18 protein-coding genes are annotated in these 17,804 nt (G+C 36.5%); 7 read left to right on the top strand and 11 right to left on the bottom strand.

Going from position 1 to position 17,804, the window contains the following annotated elements; genetic code table 11:
* Nucleotides 1-2 precede the first annotated feature (2 nt).
* Nucleotides 3-1,346 (top strand): T9SS type A sorting domain-containing protein, encoded by a 1,344-nt coding sequence (locus NHE85_RS08030; protein WP_252811438.1) that lies wholly within the window; start codon nucleotides 3-5, stop codon nucleotides 1,344-1,346.
* A 68-nt stretch (nucleotides 1,347-1,414) separates the two neighbouring features.
* Here NHE85_RS08030 and NHE85_RS08025 read toward each other — a convergent pair whose 3' ends face one another.
* The 7 genes from NHE85_RS08025 to trmB form a co-directional block, all read right to left on the bottom strand.
* Nucleotides 1,415-1,738 (bottom strand): 2Fe-2S iron-sulfur cluster-binding protein, encoded by a 324-nt coding sequence (locus NHE85_RS08025; protein WP_252811437.1) that lies wholly within the window; start codon nucleotides 1,736-1,738, stop codon nucleotides 1,415-1,417.
* Entirely contained in the window at nucleotides 1,738-2,790 is a 1,053-nt protein-coding gene (locus NHE85_RS08020) for an NAD(P)/FAD-dependent oxidoreductase (protein ID WP_252811435.1), read from the bottom strand. The genes NHE85_RS08025 and NHE85_RS08020 overlap by 1 nt, the downstream gene beginning before the upstream one ends.
* A gap of 107 nt (nucleotides 2,791-2,897) precedes the next feature.
* Nucleotides 2,898-3,137 carry a NifU family protein gene (locus NHE85_RS08015; RefSeq protein WP_252811432.1) on the bottom strand — a complete coding sequence of 80 codons (240 nt, stop codon included), beginning with the start codon at nucleotides 3,135-3,137 and terminating at the stop codon, nucleotides 2,898-2,900.
* Nucleotides 3,138-3,139: 2 nt separating this feature from the next.
* Nucleotides 3,140-4,270 carry an Mrp/NBP35 family ATP-binding protein gene (locus NHE85_RS08010; protein ID WP_252811430.1) on the bottom strand — a complete coding sequence of 377 codons (1,131 nt, stop codon included), beginning with the start codon at nucleotides 4,268-4,270 and terminating at the stop codon, nucleotides 3,140-3,142.
* A 190-nt stretch (nucleotides 4,271-4,460) separates the two neighbouring features.
* Nucleotides 4,461-4,796, bottom strand: a complete 336-nt coding sequence (locus NHE85_RS08005) for an MGMT family protein (RefSeq protein WP_252811428.1) — start codon at nucleotides 4,794-4,796, stop codon at nucleotides 4,461-4,463.
* A 10-nt stretch (nucleotides 4,797-4,806) separates the two neighbouring features.
* Nucleotides 4,807-5,442 carry a LysE family transporter gene (locus tag NHE85_RS08000; protein ID WP_252811426.1) on the bottom strand — a complete coding sequence of 212 codons (636 nt, stop codon included), beginning with the start codon at nucleotides 5,440-5,442 and terminating at the stop codon, nucleotides 4,807-4,809.
* Nucleotides 5,443-5,444: 2 nt separating this feature from the next.
* On the bottom strand, nucleotides 5,445-6,116 hold the full coding sequence (gene trmB, locus NHE85_RS07995) for a tRNA (guanosine(46)-N7)-methyltransferase TrmB (RefSeq protein WP_252811424.1): 672 nt from the start codon (nucleotides 6,114-6,116) through the stop codon (nucleotides 5,445-5,447).
* A gap of 95 nt (nucleotides 6,117-6,211) precedes the next feature.
* Between trmB and NHE85_RS07990 the strand changes: the two genes are divergently transcribed.
* Complete coding sequence (locus tag NHE85_RS07990) at nucleotides 6,212-7,273, top strand: glycosyltransferase (protein ID WP_252811422.1); 1,062 nt, start codon at nucleotides 6,212-6,214, stop codon at nucleotides 7,271-7,273.
* On the opposite strand, the gene NHE85_RS07985 is transcribed toward NHE85_RS07990, so the two are convergent.
* Together NHE85_RS07985 and NHE85_RS07980 are read right to left on the bottom strand one after the other, a co-directional pair.
* Entirely contained in the window at nucleotides 7,247-8,290 is a 1,044-nt protein-coding gene (locus NHE85_RS07985; RefSeq protein WP_252811420.1) for a cell wall metabolism sensor histidine kinase WalK, read from the bottom strand. The two genes, NHE85_RS07990 and NHE85_RS07985, sit on opposite strands and share 27 nt — an antisense overlap.
* Nucleotides 8,290-8,973, bottom strand: coding sequence for a response regulator transcription factor (locus NHE85_RS07980; RefSeq protein WP_252811418.1), 684 nt, complete (start codon nucleotides 8,971-8,973; stop codon nucleotides 8,290-8,292). The genes NHE85_RS07985 and NHE85_RS07980 overlap by 1 nt, the downstream gene beginning before the upstream one ends.
* Before the next feature lie 182 nt (nucleotides 8,974-9,155).
* On the opposite strand from NHE85_RS07980, the gene NHE85_RS07975 reads away from it, so the two are divergent.
* The 4 genes from NHE85_RS07975 (at nucleotide 9,156) to NHE85_RS07960 (ending at nucleotide 14,866) form a co-directional block, all read left to right on the top strand.
* On the top strand, nucleotides 9,156-11,912 hold the full coding sequence (locus tag NHE85_RS07975) for a TonB-dependent receptor (RefSeq protein WP_252811416.1): 2,757 nt from the start codon (nucleotides 9,156-9,158) through the stop codon (nucleotides 11,910-11,912).
* Nucleotides 11,913-12,095: 183 nt separating this feature from the next.
* Complete coding sequence (locus NHE85_RS07970; RefSeq protein WP_252811414.1) at nucleotides 12,096-13,220, top strand: hypothetical protein; 1,125 nt, start codon at nucleotides 12,096-12,098, stop codon at nucleotides 13,218-13,220.
* 109 nt (nucleotides 13,221-13,329) lie between these two features.
* The gene (locus tag NHE85_RS07965) at nucleotides 13,330-13,668 is read left to right on the top strand and encodes a T9SS type A sorting domain-containing protein (RefSeq protein WP_252811412.1); all 339 of its coding nucleotides are present in this window, start codon (nucleotides 13,330-13,332) and stop codon (nucleotides 13,666-13,668) included.
* Between the two features lie 217 nt (nucleotides 13,669-13,885).
* A complete protein-coding gene (locus NHE85_RS07960; RefSeq protein WP_252811410.1) occupies nucleotides 13,886-14,866 on the top strand; it encodes an acyl transferase in 981 nt (326 codons plus the stop codon).
* Nucleotides 14,867-14,918: 52 nt separating this feature from the next.
* Here the strand turns inward: NHE85_RS07960 and tyrS are convergent, their stop codons facing one another.
* Nucleotides 14,919-16,220, bottom strand: a complete 1,302-nt coding sequence (gene tyrS, locus NHE85_RS07955; RefSeq protein WP_252811408.1) for a tyrosine--tRNA ligase — start codon at nucleotides 16,218-16,220, stop codon at nucleotides 14,919-14,921.
* Between the two features lie 191 nt (nucleotides 16,221-16,411).
* On the opposite strand from tyrS, the gene NHE85_RS07950 reads away from it, so the two are divergent.
* Nucleotides 16,412-17,404 (top strand): NAD-dependent epimerase/dehydratase family protein, encoded by a 993-nt coding sequence (locus NHE85_RS07950; RefSeq protein WP_252811406.1) that lies wholly within the window; start codon nucleotides 16,412-16,414, stop codon nucleotides 17,402-17,404.
* Here the strand turns inward: NHE85_RS07950 and NHE85_RS07945 are convergent.
* The gene (locus NHE85_RS07945) at nucleotides 17,346-17,804 is read right to left on the bottom strand and encodes a DUF4296 domain-containing protein (RefSeq protein ID WP_252811404.1); all 459 of its coding nucleotides are present in this window, start codon (nucleotides 17,802-17,804) and stop codon (nucleotides 17,346-17,348) included. The two genes, NHE85_RS07950 and NHE85_RS07945, sit on opposite strands and share 59 nt — an antisense overlap.

The following is a 17,804-nucleotide window of genomic DNA, read 5'->3' as shown; positions in this document are numbered from 1 at the left end:
AAATGAAAAGAAAAATTACTCTTAAAGGTATAGCTTTAGCACTACTTTTATCTGCTTCATTTATTTCAAATGCGCAAGAGCAGCCAAGAAGTTTTGGTAAATATCCTTTAGAACCTAACAAATATGGAATTGTTAGATGTGCATCATACGAAAATGAACTTATACTTCAGCAAAACAACCCAAAAAGAGCTACTGAAGTACAGTTTGAAGCCTGGATGCAGGAAAAGCTAAAAGAGCTAAGAGAAAAACGCAAACAAAAATCAGGAAATACCATTATGACAATTCCTGTTGTTGTACACGTTGTATATAATACCAGCGTTCAGAATATATCTGATGAACAGGTACAATCACAGATAGATGTATTAAACGAAGATTACAGAATGATGGCTGGCACACCAGGATTTGATGATTCCGGATTAGGAGTAGATACTCAGATTGAATTCTGCCTTGCAAAGGTTGACATGGAAGGCAATGCAACTGATGGTATAGACCGACTTTTTACTACTACAACTCAATTTACTACGAGACAAAGTGTTGAGGATTTTAAAAGTTTTACAATTTGGGATCCAACACAGTACTTCAATATATGGACTGTTAACTGGGGTGGAGAGCTTTCTAATCTTTTAGGGTACTCTCAATTCCCATCAGAATCCGGATTACAAGGTTTAGCAGATTATGGTGGCGACGATTTTACAGATGGTGTAGTAATAAGCTATAAAAATTTCGGATCTGCCAATAAAGTTGACAGTAATGTTTTTCAATGGCCGTACCAGTATGGTAGAACTGCAACACATGAAATAGGGCATGCTTTAGGTCTAAGACATATTTGGGGGGATGATGATAACTGTCAAGGGAATGACTATTGTGCAGACACACCGGTTGCTAATGCAGCCACACAAGGTTGTCCACTTGGACAAGATAGCTGTCCTCAGGTAGGTTTAGATATGATTCAGAATTACATGGATTATAGTAATGATGAATGTATGCATATTTTTACACAAAATCAGCTTGACAGAATGCTTGTGGTGCTTCAGAATTCTCCAAGAAGAGCTTCTCTATTAACTTCTACGGTTTGTGGTGTCGCTTCAACACCTGACCTTCAATTGCTACAGGGAACGAAAGTATATCCTAACCCGGCGCAAAATGTACTTAATATTAAAGTAGAAAATGGAGATCTGCCTGATAATTATGCTATATACAATAGCATAGGACAAACTGTAGCTAACGTAAAAGTTACAACAGAAGCTAATCTTACTGTTGATACATCTGCTTATAGCAATGGTATATACTTTATTAAAATAGATAAAGGTAACGAGTCTAAAACTATCAAGTTTATTAAAAACTAATTTTGATACCAATATATAAAAAGGCGTTCTGAAATTCAGAACGCCTTTTTACTTTTATGCTATAAGGGTTATTCGGGAGCCAATTCAAGCTCAAGCCCTTCTAACTCGGGTGTTATAGCTATCTGACATCCTAAGCGGCTATTGGATTTTACATTAAAAGCTTCACTTAACATAGCATCTTCATCCGGTCCCATTTCGGGTAGTGCAATATCATTAAGTATATAACACTGGCATGAAGCACACATTGCCATACCGCCACAAACACCAATAGTTCCTTCAGGAGCTAATTCATAAGCTCTGCAAAGCTCCATAATGTTCATAGACATATCCGTTGGCGCCTGCACTTCGTGAGTTACCCCTTCCCTGTCTGTTATTTTTATAGTTACATCCATTATTCTATTGCTTTTACAACTTGTTTTTCAGCCTCTTTACGCGTGCCGTCAAAACCATCCACTCCACTTACTGTGGTGTACTTAAGAACGTATTTCTTACCCGGATTCAGCTTATTATAAACACTCTGACACATTAAAGTAGCTTCATGGAAACCACAAAGAATCAGCTTTAATTTACCTGGATATGTATTAATATCGCCTATAGCATAAATACCTTCAACATTAGTTTGATAATCAAGCGCATTATTTACTTTTATGGCATTTTTTTCTATCTCAAGCCCCCAATTGGCAATAGCCCCTAATTTGGGTGTAAGCCCAAACAGAGGAATAAAATAATCCGTTTCTATTTTTTGATGGGCACCATCTATCTCTACATCAAGTGCCTCTACTTTTTCAGAGCCATGAATTCCTGTAACCTCGGCAGGAGTAATAAGCTGAATTTTACCTGCTTTTTTAAGTTCCTGCACTTTCTCTACAGAATCAAGCGCTCCTCTAAATTCATTTCTTCTGTGAATAAGCGTTACCTGTGAAGCTACATTGGCAAGAAAGATACTCCAGTCAAGAGCTGAATCTCCGCCACCGGCAATAACAATTTTTTTATCACGGAAAAGTTCAGGATCTTTTACAAAATATTCTACCCCTTTATCTTCATAAAACTCTATATCTTCAATAAGAGGTTTCCTTGGCTCAAAACTACCCAAACCACCAGCTATTGCAATTGCTTTGGCATGATGTTCAGTTCCTTTATTTGTAGTAACCACAAAAGTACCATCTTCAAGCTTCTGAATGGTTTCTGCCTTCTCATTAAGTGTAAAACCCGGCTGAAACTGCTTAATCTGTTCCATTAGGTTATCAACCAGATCGCCAGCGAGCACCGATGGATATCCGGGAATATCAAAAATGGGTTTTTTAGGGTAAAGCTCAGATAACTGGCCTCCGGGTTGCGGAAGAGCATCTATAATATGGCATTTTAATTTTAACAGTCCTGCTTCAAAAACGGCAAAAAGGCCAGTCGGCCCCGCGCCAATAATAAGTATATCGGTTGTAATCATTGTGTAGTAATAAGATAAACAGTTTTAAAGCACAAATGTCTTTAAAACTGTTTTTAATATTTATGATAATTATCAGCTAATATGATTAGCTGAATTACAGATGAATTTTAGGCAACATTTACCACAGTTTCTATCTGCGGAACATATTTTTTAATTGTGGTTTCTACACCTGCCTTAAGCGTCATTTGGTTTACACTGCAGCCCACACATGCTCCTTCCAGACGTACTGTAACATGCTTATCATCTTCTACACCAATAAGCGTAATGTTTCCGCCATCAGACTCAAGGAATGGACGAATTTCATCAAGCGCCTTTTCCACATTAAGTTTTATTTCTTCTGTAGTCATTATTAGTTCTTTTTAACGGCTGAACAGCCAGCCATTGTAGTTATTTTTATTGCCTCTGTAGGCGGAAGGTTGTCGTTTCTGTTTACCGTTTCCTGAACTACATTGCGTGCAAGCTCCTCAAAAGCAGCTTCAAGCGGTGTAGCTGTCTGTAAAGCAGCAGGACGTCCGTAATCTCCGGCTTCACGAATGCTTTGTACAATAGGTACTTCACCTAAAAACGGCACATCAAGATCTTCAGCAAGGTTTCTTGCTCCTTCTTTACCAAAGATATAGTATTTATTATCAGGCAGTTCTTCAGGTGTAAAGTAAGCCATATTTTCTATAATACCCAATACAGGAACATTAATACTTTCCTGCTGGAACATTGCCACACCCTTTTTAGCATCGGCTAAGGCTACCGCCTGCGGTGTACTAACCACAACTGCACCGGTAATCGGCAATGACTGCATTATGGAAAGGTGGATATCTCCTGTTCCCGGAGGAAGGTCAAGCAGCATAAAATCCAGCTCACCCCAGTCAGCATCAAAAATCATTTGGTTAAGTGCTTTTGAAGCCATAGGGCCACGCCATATTACCGCCTGCTCAGGACTTGTAAAAAATCCTATAGATAATATTTCTACACCATAGCTTTGTATAGGTTTCATTTTAGACTTACCATCCACCTGTACCGATATTGGGCGTTCACGCTCAACATCAAACATTATAGGCATGGAAGGCCCGTAAATATCAGCATCAAGCACACCTACTTTAAAGCCCATTTTAGCAAGGGTAACTGCAAGGTTTGCAGTAATGGTAGATTTACCTACTCCTCCTTTACCAGATGATACAGCTATGATATTGCTGATACCCGGTATGGCCTTGCCTTTAATTTCAGGTTTTTCAGGCGCTTCTACTTTTACATTTACCTTAACCTTAGCATCGGCATATATTTTTTCCTGGATTGTTTTAATAATATCGGCCTCAGCCCTTTTACGGATATGCATAGCAGGAGTACTCATTACAAGCTCTACTACCACTTCATCTCCAAACGTAAGTACGTTTTTAACAGCGCCGCTTTCTACCATATTTTGCCCTTCTCCGGCAAGTGTAATAGTTTCAAGTGCGCTTAATATCTCTTTTCTATCTAACTTCATGATTTATATTAATCTAACTGCCTCTTATTAAGACTGATTTCAAATTGCAAAGATAGTATGAAAAGTTTATATGGTAAAGTTTTATAGGTTAATCATTTTGACGTTTTGATAATAAAAACAGATTATTTACCATTTGTATTAAAGTAAAAAAACAAATATGGCATCTACTTATATAATACTAAGAATATTTTTAAAATTTAAGCTCGTCCACCGGATCCCAAAAATATTTCTCAAATTTTACAATCTTATTGTCTTTCACTTTCACCCCTTCGCTTTCTAACAATTGCTGCATAAGATTTGTACCCTCAAAATGATGTTTACCCGACAATAAACCAACACGGTTTACTACCCGGTGCGCAGGTACATCTTCACGCCCATGACAGGCATTCATAGCCCATCCAACCATACGGGCAGAGCGTGCCGCTCCTAAATATTTAGCAATAGCTCCATAACTGGTAACCCTGCCATGCGGTATAAACCTTACTACATCATATACCTTTTCAAAAAAATTATCTTTGTCAGGCATATTTAAAAAATTATTGGTTTCGTAAAATTTTAATAAGTGTTATTACCGAGATAAGTCCTGTTACTGATCCAAGCAGATAGTTGATATTTTGCAGAAAAAAATCGGTTTTGTGCTCAATTTTCTTAAAGAAAACTATGTAGAGGTAAAACACAGAAAATGAGCCTGCAACCACACCCATTACAAAAAGAAAAACAAATAAGTGTGTGAAGTAGAAATATTTATATGCCGAAAGCGAAACACTTACAAACACATAATAAGGTATGGGGAAAAAATTAAGCGCGGAAAGTAAAGCCCCAAGAAAAAAGTTACCCGTAAGACTATTGCGTTTTATAATTTCTTTTTCCTTTTTCAGTTTTTTCTTTTTGGCTATAAAAAGAAAGAAAATAGTAAGTGCACTAAAAATAACAAGCCCTGTTTCTTCCAGTAAATATATTATATCCGGCCTGCTGTTTATAAACTTAGCGAAAGAAACCGCAATATAGGTTTGAAAAAACACTACTACTGTAGCTCCTAATGCAAAAAAAACTGCCCTTCTCCTGCCTTCTTTAAGGCTTATTTTTGCAGCCGTCATATTAATCAGCCCCGGCAGCATAATACCTGTAGCAGAAACAACAATACCCAAAACCAGGGGAAGGACAATCTCCATATTTATTTTATTTTAAACCTAATATAGGTTATCGGCTTATTTTGTTCAAGATACTGCTGCTCGTAAAAAGTTTGTATAGCCGTAACCACTTCCGGCGCACCCTCATTACGATATACATTATGATTAGCGTAAATAACCTCATGTCCTTCTCCATGCAATAAACCTAAAGTATAACCATGCATAAATTCGCTATCGGTTTTAAGATTTACCACTCCATCAGCTTTTAATATCTTTTTATAACGTTGAAGAAATTCTGTGTTAGTTAATCTGTGTTTGGTACGCTTATATTTTATTTGAGGATCCGGAAATGTAATCCATATTTCGCTTACCTCGCCTTCGGCAAAAAAATGTTCTATAAGCTCTATTTGTGTACGAAGGAATGCCACATTATTAAGTCCGTTTTCCACAGCAGTTTTTGCACCCCTCCAAAAACGGGCACCTTTAATGTCTATACCAACAAAATTAGTGTCGGGATAGCGTTCTGCAAGACCTACCGAATATTCTCCTTTACCACAGCCAAGCTCCAGTACTATCGGATTATCATTTTTAAAAAACTCATTCCATTTGCCCTTCATCTGAAAATTTCCTGCTACAGCCTCTTCTCGGGATGGCTGCATTACATTGCCAAATGTTTCATTTTCCCTAAACCTCTTGAGTTTGTTCTTGCTTCCCACTTTTTAATTTAAATTTTTGGTAAAATTAGGGAAATATACGACAATGGAAATAATTTTAGATTGCACTTATTAAATAGTTATCAAAAAATACCATTTTGCTGCAAAGAAAAAGAATACTTGTAGCCCCGCTCAATTGGGGGCTGGGCCATGCCACCCGCTGCATTCCTGTTATAGAAGCTTTAGAAAACCACGGATATGAACCTATTATAGCTTCAGATGGCATGGCTTTAGCATTTTTAAAAAAAGAATTTCCTCACCTTACTGCAATTGAGCTGCCCCATTATCATATTGAATATACCAAAAAAGGCATTTTTTTTAAAATGAAAATCTTCAGACTTCTGCCACGAATGTTAAAAGCAGTACGGGAAGAAAAAAGAGCAGTACGCCAAATTATAAAAGATCACAATATTGGAGGTATAATTTCAGACAACAGGCTTGGGGCAAGATCTAAAGCAATACCCTGTGCATTTATTACCCATCAGCTTAATGTGCTTACTGGTACAACTACCTGGATTACAACCCCGCTGCATCAGCGCTTTATAAAAAAATACAATGAATGCTGGATACCCGATGTAGAATATTCTCCAAATTTATCAGGCAAGCTTGGACACAGTTATGATAATTATCTTAAACTAAAATATATTGGGCCTCTAAGCAGGCTGCATAAAAAACCGGTTGCCAAAAAATATGACCTTATGATCATTCTTTCGGGTACAGAACCCGAAAGAAGCCTTTTAGAACAAAAATTAAAACAGGAACTTGTAAATTTTACGGGTAAAACACTTTTTATAAGGGGCGTAATTGAAGAGGAAGGAACCATAATAGAAGAAGGCAATGTAACCTATTATAACTTTATGAACAGCGCAGCACTGGAACAGGCTTTTAATGAAAGTGAAATGATTCTTTGCCGATCAGGTTACAGTACAATTATGGATTTGGCACAACTGGGCAAAAAAGCTTTTTTTATACCTACTCCCGGACGTTATGAACAGGAATATCTTGCTAAAAAATTAAAGAAATCGGGGCTTGTGCCTTATGCTACCCAAAATGACTTTAAAATAAATGATCTGCATAAAGCAGATCATTATAAAGGATTGAAGCATATTGCCGGAGATATGAAGTGGAAAGACTTATTTTGTCTTTTCGAGTGTAAATGAAAACTCTGACCCCTCTCCAAATTTACTCTCAACATATATTTTTTCGTCGTGGGCCTCTATTATATGTTTTACAATAGCAAGACCTAGACCTGAGCCGCCTTCTGTACGGGCTCCGCTTTTATCAACTCTGAAGAAACGTTCAAAAAGGCGTGAAATGTTTTTCTTTTCTATACCTTCCCCATTATCTTTTATTCTTACAATAATCTTGTTATTTACAAGGTCCTCAATACTAACTTCGGTAGTACCGTTTTCCTTTCCATATTTAATAGAGTTAACCACAAGATTGGTTAATACCTGCTCTATTTTTTCCTGATCTCCGTACACCATAATAGGTTTAATGTACTTCATATCAAACATGAGCATAATCCCCTTTTTATCTGCCTTCATCTCTAAAAGATCAAATACATTTTGTATAAGCTCTACAATATTGAATTTGGTAAAATTAAGGTTTAGGTCGCCAACCTCCATTTTAGTGATCATGTCCAGATCCTGCACTATATATATAAGCCTCTCCACACCTTTCTCAGCACGTTGCAGGTATTTTTTACGAAGTTCTTTATCATTCATTGCACCATCAAGCAATGTAAGTATATAACCTTGTACCGTAAAAAGAGGTGTTTTTAACTCATGTGATACGTTCCCTAAAAACTCCCTGCGGTATTCTTCACGAATTTTAAGTGTTTCAATCTCTATCTTTTTATCCCTTGCAAATTTTTGAACTTCGCGGGTAAGCGTAGCCATATCTGTAGTGATGGACTTGTTCCTGAAGCTGCTTGACTCTAATAGCGAAACATCATCATAAATCTTTTTAACCCTTCGGTATATAAATCTTTCAACTCTGTATTGGAGTACAAAAAAGGAGAATATAAATAATGATATTGAGAATATTGCAATAAAATTCCAGTTAAGGGTAAGGAAATAATGCAACATAACCGCCAGGAAGGCGGTTGAGAATAATGAAATATAAAGTGCCGATTTTACGGCAAATTTGTATGTTTTTTTAAAGTTTATTGCCACTAAATTTCGAGCTTATAGCCCACTCCCTTTATAGTTTTAAATAAATCGTCTCCAATTTTTTCGCGAAGCTTTCTAATGTGAACATCAATAGTCCTTCCGCCCACAACTACTTCATTACCCCATACTTTATCAAGAATTTCTTCTCTTTTAAATACTTTGCCGGGTTTTGAAGCTAACAGATAAAACAGTTCAAACTCTTTTCTTGGAAGCACTATTTCTTTATCTTCCATTATAATTTTGTACTCTTCGCGATTGATCTCTATAGTACCTACACGCAGCACATCTTCTTTAGCCTCATCATCTTTAAGCCTTCTAAGCAAAGCTTTTACCTTGCTTACCAGCAATTTTGGCTTAATAGGTTTTGCTATATAATCATCTGCCCCTGCATCAAACCCTGCAACCTGCGAATAATCTTCGCTTCTTGCAGTAAGGAAAGTAATAATAACGTTGCTAAGCTCCGGTATTTTCCTTATGTTTTCTACAGCTTCCATACCATCCATTTCGGGCATCATAACATCTATTATAATTAGATGCGGAAGTTCTTTTTTTGCTTTGGCTACAGCCTCTCTGCCATTAACAGCCGTTATAACCTGATACCCTTCCTGTGTCAGATTGTAGCCCACAATTTCCAGGATATCCTGCTCATCGTCAACTAATAAGATCTTGATCTCTTTTTTCTTCATAATGACAATTTCATTGATGTTTTCGGGCTCAAAGGTAAAGATAATACAAAACCATCAAACGTGTTAACAGTAATTTAATCTGTTAACAATTTAATAATAAATAGTAAATCCACAGATAACTATTATATAACATAGCTTTCAAAGAGTGGCGGTTACTTTGCACCAAAATTATAACACACGAAATGAAACTTAAATTCTCATTAATTGCACTGTTTATCTTCGCATTAGGGTTCGCCCAAAACAAAGGTACTATTACTGGTACAATTACCGACAAAGACATGAATAATGAAACACTGCCGTTTGCCAGCGTTGCAGTGAAAGGAACCCCTAACGGCACAAACGCCGATGAAAACGGAAAATACTCTTTAAGCGTACAACCGGGAACTGTAACTCTTGTATTTGGATTTTTAGGATATGAAACTAAAGAAGTACAGGTTACTGTTAAAGCTAACGAAACTAAAGTTTTAAACCAGGCTCTTGCTTCTACCAGCGTACAGCTTGAAGATGTAGTTATAGAAAAAACTGTAAACCGTGAAAAAGAAACTGCTCTATTGATGGACCAAAAAAATGCAGCTATCATTAAGCAAAGTATAGGTGCGCAGGAACTTACCCGTAAAGGTGTAAGTGATGCTGCCCAGGCAGTAACTAAAGTAACAGGTATTTCTAAACAGGAAGGCAATAGCGGTATATTTGTTCGTGGCCTTGGAGACCGTTATAACAGCACTATGCTTAACGGACTTCCGTTACCATCTAACGAGCCTGAAAATAAAAACGTAGCCCTTAACCTTTTCTCTACAGATATTATTCAGTCTGTAGGTATCAGCAAAACATATGACGTATCACAATATGGAGATATGGGTGGTGCTAATGTAGATATTATCTCTAAAGAACACACCGGAAATGGCAAGCTTAATGTAAAAATAGGAAGCGGCTTAAACAATCAGGCTTTTGATTCAAACTTTAAAATGGCTGATGGCGCTAATAAATCAGGTTTTTACAACGTAAACACGCCAACATCTACAAAAGAATATCAGTTTGGCACAAAATGGAGCCCTGTTACCGAATCTAATCCTGTAAACGGAAGCTTTGGTATATCAGGCGGTAAAAACTTCAACTTTAAGGATGACAGCCGTTTTAGCGTTTTTGCTACAGCAAACTATGGCAATGGCTACACATACAAAAAAGGTTCGCAAAAAAATGTTACTGCAAATGACGAGGTATCTACAGACTACTACAATGTAAATAAATATGAGTTTTCTACAAAAACTACCTTAATGGCTAATTTAGCTTATAAGTTAGATGCTAAAAACACAATTAAGCTAAATAGTATTTTTGTAAATGCTTCAAAAAGTACAGTAGGAGAATATGACACTTACTTAGGACAAGGTGATGCCCGTTATGAATTTAACAGACAAACTCTTACCCAGCAAAACAAGCTTTTTGTTAACCAGTTATTAGGCAAACACGATTATAGTGAAAGACTTGATATTGACTGGGGAGCTTCTTACAGTACTGTAAATGCAGATATGCCGGACAGGATAACTAACAATCTTGTACGTCAGGATAGCGGTCTATATACTTTTAATACTGCAGCCCCTACTACAAACAACCGTTACTTTCAGTATATAGATGAAAAAGAATATGCATTTAAAGCTATAGGAAATTTGAAAGTACTTAAAGGAGAAGACGAACTTTATAAAGGTAAATTGAGCTTTGGTTATAATGGACGAATAAAATCAAGAGATTTTGAAGCTACACAATTCAACTTTAGGGTAGGCCAGGCAGAAAACCAGTTTATAGACAAGAATAACCTTGACAGTTTTCTTAATGCTTCAAACCAGTCGCTTACGCAAAATGTACCCGGAACTTTTTATATCACAACGTCAAGATTACAAAGCCTTAAACCTTTTACATATAATGCAGATCTTAGCGTACACTCAGGTTTAGCAAATTTTGAGCACAATTTATCTGACAAACTTACTTATACAGTTGGACTACGTGCAGAAAAAGTACTACAGGAGCTAAAGTGGGATACTAATATACCTTTAACAGCAGTTACTCCTGACGATGCTAAAATTGACAAAGTATATATCTTACCTGCTGCTACATTAAAATACAGCGTTACAGAAAAATCCAACCTGCGTGCAGCATTAAGTAAAACATATACACTGCCACAGTTTAAAGAAAAAGCGCCTTTCCGTTATGAAGGTATTGGAGAAAACTCGGTAGGTAACCCTTTCCTTAAAGCATCAGACAATTATAATGTTGACTTTAAATGGGAAATGTTCCCTGAAAATGATGAAGTTTACTCGGCAGGTGTTTTTGGAAAATACATAAACAACCCTATAAGCCAGGTATTATTAAACTCAGCCCTTAATGACAATACTTTTGTTAATGCAGGTAAATCTGCTTATGTTGCAGGTATTGAGTTTGAAATGAAAAAAAACATCTGGAAAGTTGACGATGTTACCAAGCAAACCTTAAGCTTTGGCATTAACGGTACACTTATGTACTCTCATCAGGAACTTGACAGTAAAAAAGTAGCACAGGAAACTAACGGAACCTTAAGCGTTAATTTTAACGATAGCAGCGATGCACTACAAGGAGCTTCTCCGTTGCTTTTAAATGCCGATTTAACTTACCGAATAGAAAGTGGTATGTTCAGGCCAACAGTATCTGTAGTAGGAAACTACTTCCATGACAGAATTTATTCATTAGGTTCTTTTGACAGAGGTAATATTGTTGAAAAAGGCATTATGATGTTAAACTTTGTATCTAACACAACCATTAATGAAAAATGGACACTTGGCCTGACAGTAGAAAACATTCTTAACAGCAGGATAAGACGTGTACAGGAAAATCAAAGCGGGGATATTACCACATATAATTATAAAGCAGGATCTGATTTTAGCCTAAGTATAAAATACAGTATATTCTAACATATTCAACATCAACAAAAAAGCAGCCATTTCTGGCTGCTTTTTTTGCTTATACACGTAACGTTTTATTAACTTAAAATACATGTAGTTTTAAAGATTAGATAACCCGTCCTTAACTTCTAAAAAGATGCGTTGTAGCATCTTTGCAATACAAAATTAAACAACATTAATTAAAAGAAAACAATGAAAAAATTAGTTTTAAGCTTAGCTATTATTGCATCAATCTTTACAAGTTGTTCAGATGATGATTCAAACTCAGGATCAGGCCAACAGGATGAGGCTACACTTTCAGGTGAAATTACTGAAAACATGACTCTTGACGCTAACACAGTATATACTATAAGCGGACCGGTTTATGTTAACGACGGAGTTACATTAACAATTCCTGCAGGTACAAGACTTGAAGGAGATACACAAGGTACTTCAGTTGCTTTCCTTGCAGTTAAACAAGGTGCTAAAGTTATAGCTCAGGGTACTGCTGCAAAACCAATCGTTATGACATCAAACAGTGCTACTCCTGCTCCTGGCGACTGGGGAGGTTTAGTAATATGTGGTAAAGCTTTATCTAATGCAGGTGTAGGTGTGCAGGCTGAAGTAACTGGTCTTAACTATGGTGGTACAAACCCTGCTGATAACTCTGGTGTTTATTCTTATATAAGAGTAGAATATGCTGGTGCATTAATTAACCCTGACGCAGAATTTAACGGTGTTACTTTCTACTCTGTAGGTTCAGGAACTAAAGTTGACAACATTCTTACTTACCAGGGATCTGATGACGGTTTCGAATGGTTTGGTGGATCTGTAAATGTTACAAACCTACTTTCTATAGGAAACCAGGATGACTCTTTCGACTGGACAGAAGGATGGAACGGTTCTGCAACTAACATGTATGCTGATCAGTCTGCTGCTTTAGCTTTCTCTTCTGACAGCCGTGGTATAGAAGCTGACAGCAATGCTAACAATGCTTTAGTTACTCCAATTTCAAGCCCTATATTTAACAATGTAACTTTAATTGGCCGTAACAATGCTGCTGTAACAAGTGAGTGTGGTATGATGCTAAGAAGAGGTACTCATGGTAAATTCACTAACGTATTCATCAAAGATTTTACAGCTACAGGAAGTGTTGGTGTTAAATTTGATGGTGCTGAAACTCAGGCTTATTTTGCAGCTAACCCACTAACTACAGTACAATTTACTAATGTACCTACAATAACTAACGGTTTTGATACTTACGTAACTGTTGGAAACAATACAGGTGCAGGTAGTGGTGCAGCTATACCAAGCTGGGCTTCTTGGACAGGTCTATAATCAGAAATAAATATCTGAAAATAAAATATTAGCCCCTCAGATTTGAGGGGCTCTTTTTTGGTACAATATTTGAAATATATTTTGTATATTTACACCAACATATCACCATATGACAAAAAAATACTTTTATATAACCTTACTCCTATTATGCTTTTTTTCCCTTAGTGCTATAGCACAGGAAAACAAAGGAGGCATTACGGCCGGAAAGGAGCCGATAGAAGGACTTAGTATATACCCTAACCCTGCCAAGGCAGACAGGATATATATTACTACTGCAAAACCTGCTATGAGCAAAGATGTAGAGATTTTTGACATGTTGGGAAAAAGAATAATCCAGACAACGCTTAATGGTAAAGAACTTAATATTTCAAACCTTACACGTGGCGTTTATATAATAAAAGTAAAAGAAGGAGATGCTTCTGCTACCAGAAAATTGGTTGTAGAGTAATCGATTAAAAATAATATAAAAGCACCACAATAGCGGTGCTTTTTTTATGTCGCTTTTATTCTATATTAAATTATCCCTTTAATTGAATTTTGCATAGCTGTAATAATTTAAAAGTTATTACACGCCAATTCAGTAACTATAACTATGTGTTTAGCTAAGTTAAGGCAACCGCAATGCAGGGTGCTTTTTTATTTGTATTTTTGCCAAAACTTTTACATTGGTTACCGCACAAGACATATTTACCATATCTTCTAAAAAAGAGTTTGAAAAAATCACACTCAAGGTATTTCGCCATCAGTACGATAATAATATTGTATATCGTAGTTTTTGCGATTTCCTGAAAAAAGACAAACAGAATGTAAAATCGGTAGCAGCAATACCTTTTTTACCCATACAGTTTTTTAAAAGCCACAATGTAATTAGCAGTAAAGACCCCATACAGGAAACATTTACCAGCAGCGGTACCACAGGAGCAATTACAAGCCGCCATTTAATAACAGATATAAGCTATTATGAGCAAAGTTTCAGAATGGCGTTTTCACAGTTTTATGGCAATATAGAAGACTATGCAGTATTAGCCCTTTTACCATCTTATTTAGAGCGTGAAGGATCATCGCTTATCTATATGGTAGAAGATCTTATTGAAAGTTCTAATAATCCTGAAAGCGGCTTTCACCTGCACAATTACGATGAGCTTATAGCGAAGCTTACCAAATTGGATAAAGCCGGACAAAATATATTGCTAATAGGCGTTACCTATGCACTTTTAGATTTGGCAGAAAAGCAAAGTTTTGATCTAAGAAATACAATTATCATGGAAACAGGCGGTATGAAAGGCCGCCGTAAAGAAATGATTCGCGAAGAGCTTCACAATATACTTTGCATAGGTTTTGGAGTAAGCAAGATTCACTCGGAATACGGAATGACCGAATTACTTTCGCAGGCTTATTCTTTAGGCGATGGTATTTTTGAGTGCCCGCCCTGGATGGATATTTTAATTCGTGATACCGAAGATGCCCTGACTTATGTAGATTACGAAAAAACAGGCGGTATAAATGTAATAGATCTCGCTAATTATAATTCATGTTCATTTATTGCAACGCAGGATCTTGGAAAAAAATACACCAATCAATCCTTTGAGGTATTAGGGCGTTTCGACAATTCAGATATAAGAGGATGTAATTTAATGGTGTATTAATTACAAAAAAAGGAGCCCAAAAAGCTCCTTTTTACTTATATATACTCGTTGATTAGGATTCTACAGGAACAACAAAATTCTTTTTCTTTCCAAAAGATATAAGGATATATTTATCCAGTATTACATCTGATTCAGATAGTGTATAGGTTTCGTTTATTTTTTCTTTATTAATAGCTACAGCATTTGCCATTAGTGCCTTTCTTGCTTCACCACGTGAAGGAAAAATACCCGTTGCTTCTGTTAGTACATCAATAATATTAGCTTCGATACCTAAAGCTGATTTTTTTACGGGAGACACAAAAAACTCACCAAAAATATCAGTAAAAAATTCATCATTAAGGTCCTGCAGATCTTCCTTCGCATAATTAGAAAATACAAATTCTGATTTTTTTACAGAATCTTCAAGATTCGCTTCACCATGCACAAAAGTAGTTACTTCGCCTGCCAGTCTTTTTTGTAACACCCTTAAATGTGGTGCCTGTTTATGTTCTTCAATAAGTGCCTCTATCTCTTTCTGCGGAAGGAATGTAAATATTTTAATATATTTTTCCGCATCAGCATCTGTAGTGTTAAGCCAAAACTGGTAGAATTTGTAAACAGAAGTCTTATCTGCATCAAGCCATATATTGCCTCCCTCAGATTTTCCAAATTTAGAACCATCTGCCTTAGTTATAAGCGGACACGTCATGGCATATGCTTTGGCACCTTCATTGTTCATCCTACGCACAAGCTCTGTACCTGTGGTAATATTACCCCACTGGTCGCTTCCGCCTAACTGAAGTAAACAGTTGTATTCTTTATGCAAATGGTAAAAATCGTATCCCTGAATAAGCTGGTAGGTAAATTCAGTAAATGACATACCTGATCCGGCTTCGCCTGTAAGACGCTTCTTAACAGAATCTTTCGCCATCATATAGTTTACGGTAATACGCTTACCCACATCACGCACAAACCCTATGAATGAAAACTCTTTCATCCAGTCATAGTTATTCACTAATACTGGTGCGTTTGCATCTTTTGAATTAAAATCAAGAAAACGTGACAACACCCCTTTTATACCCTCCACATTTTTGGCAAGAGCCGCTTCATCAAGTAAATTACGTTCATCTGATTTGCCTGACGGATCGCCAATCATACCTGTAGCACCCCCTATAAGAGCGATGGGTTTATGACCGCATTTTTGTAAATGAACAAGAATAATGATAGGCACAAGGCTACCTATGTGCAATGAATCTGAAGTTGGATCAAAGCCTATATAGGCAGTAGTCATCTCTTTATTCAGTTGCTCTTCGGTTCCCGGCATAATATCGTGTACCATGCCCCTCCATGTTAGTTCTTCTACAAAATTTTTCATGAGTATATTTTAATGAGCTGCAAAAATACATTATGTGTACGATATTTTTATACTCTACAGTGCATAAGATGCAAAAACAAATGCACTAAAATCGCATTTTTTTCATTGAAAATATGCTTTTAGTGAATTTTAGCACATTTTATTGCATTTGAAGTGCAATTTTAATGCACACAAAATGTACTTTTGCTATAATGATATTAATAACCGGCGGAACAGGATTAGTAGGTGCACATTTACTGCTTCAATTAGCAGGAAATGGGCAAAAGGTACGTGCTTTATACCGCAGCGAAGAATCATTAAACAAAACCCGCATTTATACTACCCGCATCAATCCTTCATTATTTGAAAATATCGAATGGGTTAAAGGAGATATAACCGATATCCCTTCACTGGAAGAAGCATTCATAGGAATTGATACTGTTTACCATTGCGCCGCATATATCTCTTTTGAACCTGCTGACGAAGATATTATGCGAAAGATTAATATTGAAGGCACTGCTAATATGGTAAACTGTGCATTAGATTTTGGTGTAAAAAAGTTTTGCCATGTAAGTTCTATAGCTGCACTGGGCGACCCGAAAGAAAATGAACCTATTACAGAAGAAACAGAATGGAATCCTGAAGTAAGGCACAGCGATTATGCCATTAGTAAATATGGCGCTGAAATGGAAGTTTGGCGTGCCTGGCAGGAAGGTCTTAATGTAGTTATTGTAAACCCTGGAATTATTTTCGGGCCGGGGTATCCAAATAACGGCAGCGGAAGCATTTTTAAAGCCGTAAAAAACGGCCAGTATTTTTATACTAAAGGCATGTGTGGCATTGTAGCTGTAGAAGATGTTGTAAAAGCTATGATTAGCCTGATGAGTACCAATATAAATGGTGAGCGCTTTACCCTTGTAGCCGATAATATATCATTTAAAGATATGCTGGATACTATTGCAAAAGGCATGAACAAAGCAGAGCCTTTTATATATGCATCGCCTTTAATGACATCTGTTGCCTGGAGGATAGACTGGTTATTATCTAAACTATTGCGCCAAAAAAGAAAGCTTACCCGTACAATGGCAAAATCATCGCATATTCAGGACATATATAGTAATAAAAAAATAAAAGAGACGCTTAACTTTAGTTTCTACGATGTTTTACCCTATCTAAAGCAGCTTTCCGAAAACTATCCCTTTTAGCTTCGGCACCGGGAATTTCAGATTTTTTAAGTTTTACAGAATCTTTTTTTACTGCCGCAGTATCTTTTTTAGGAACCATGTCCTCTTTTTCTTTTTTTATTCTCTCTGCTACCCTGTTCTGAATTTTTTCATACTTATCAAAGTCAGAAGCATACCAAATATTATTTTGAGCAAAAGTAAGGCTGTCAATGTTATGCTTAAGGTATATATACTTTTTAGGATTTACATTATTATTATCAATTACCTGCGGCTGAAAAGACCTTACTGCCTGAAGCATGGTAATATCATATAAAATATCTACCATCTGGTCTTCAGTAAGCATATGTTCAGGTTTTTCAGCAGCTTCTTTTTTACATGCTAAAAATACAAATAATGCTAAAAATAATGCTATCCTATTCAT

Origin of the sequence: Flavobacterium sp. NRK1 (assembly GCF_024054175.1) — a bacterium.
Classification (GTDB): domain Bacteria; phylum Bacteroidota; class Bacteroidia; order Flavobacteriales; family Flavobacteriaceae; genus Flavobacterium.
This window is presented reverse-complemented; position numbering and strand designations above follow the sequence as displayed.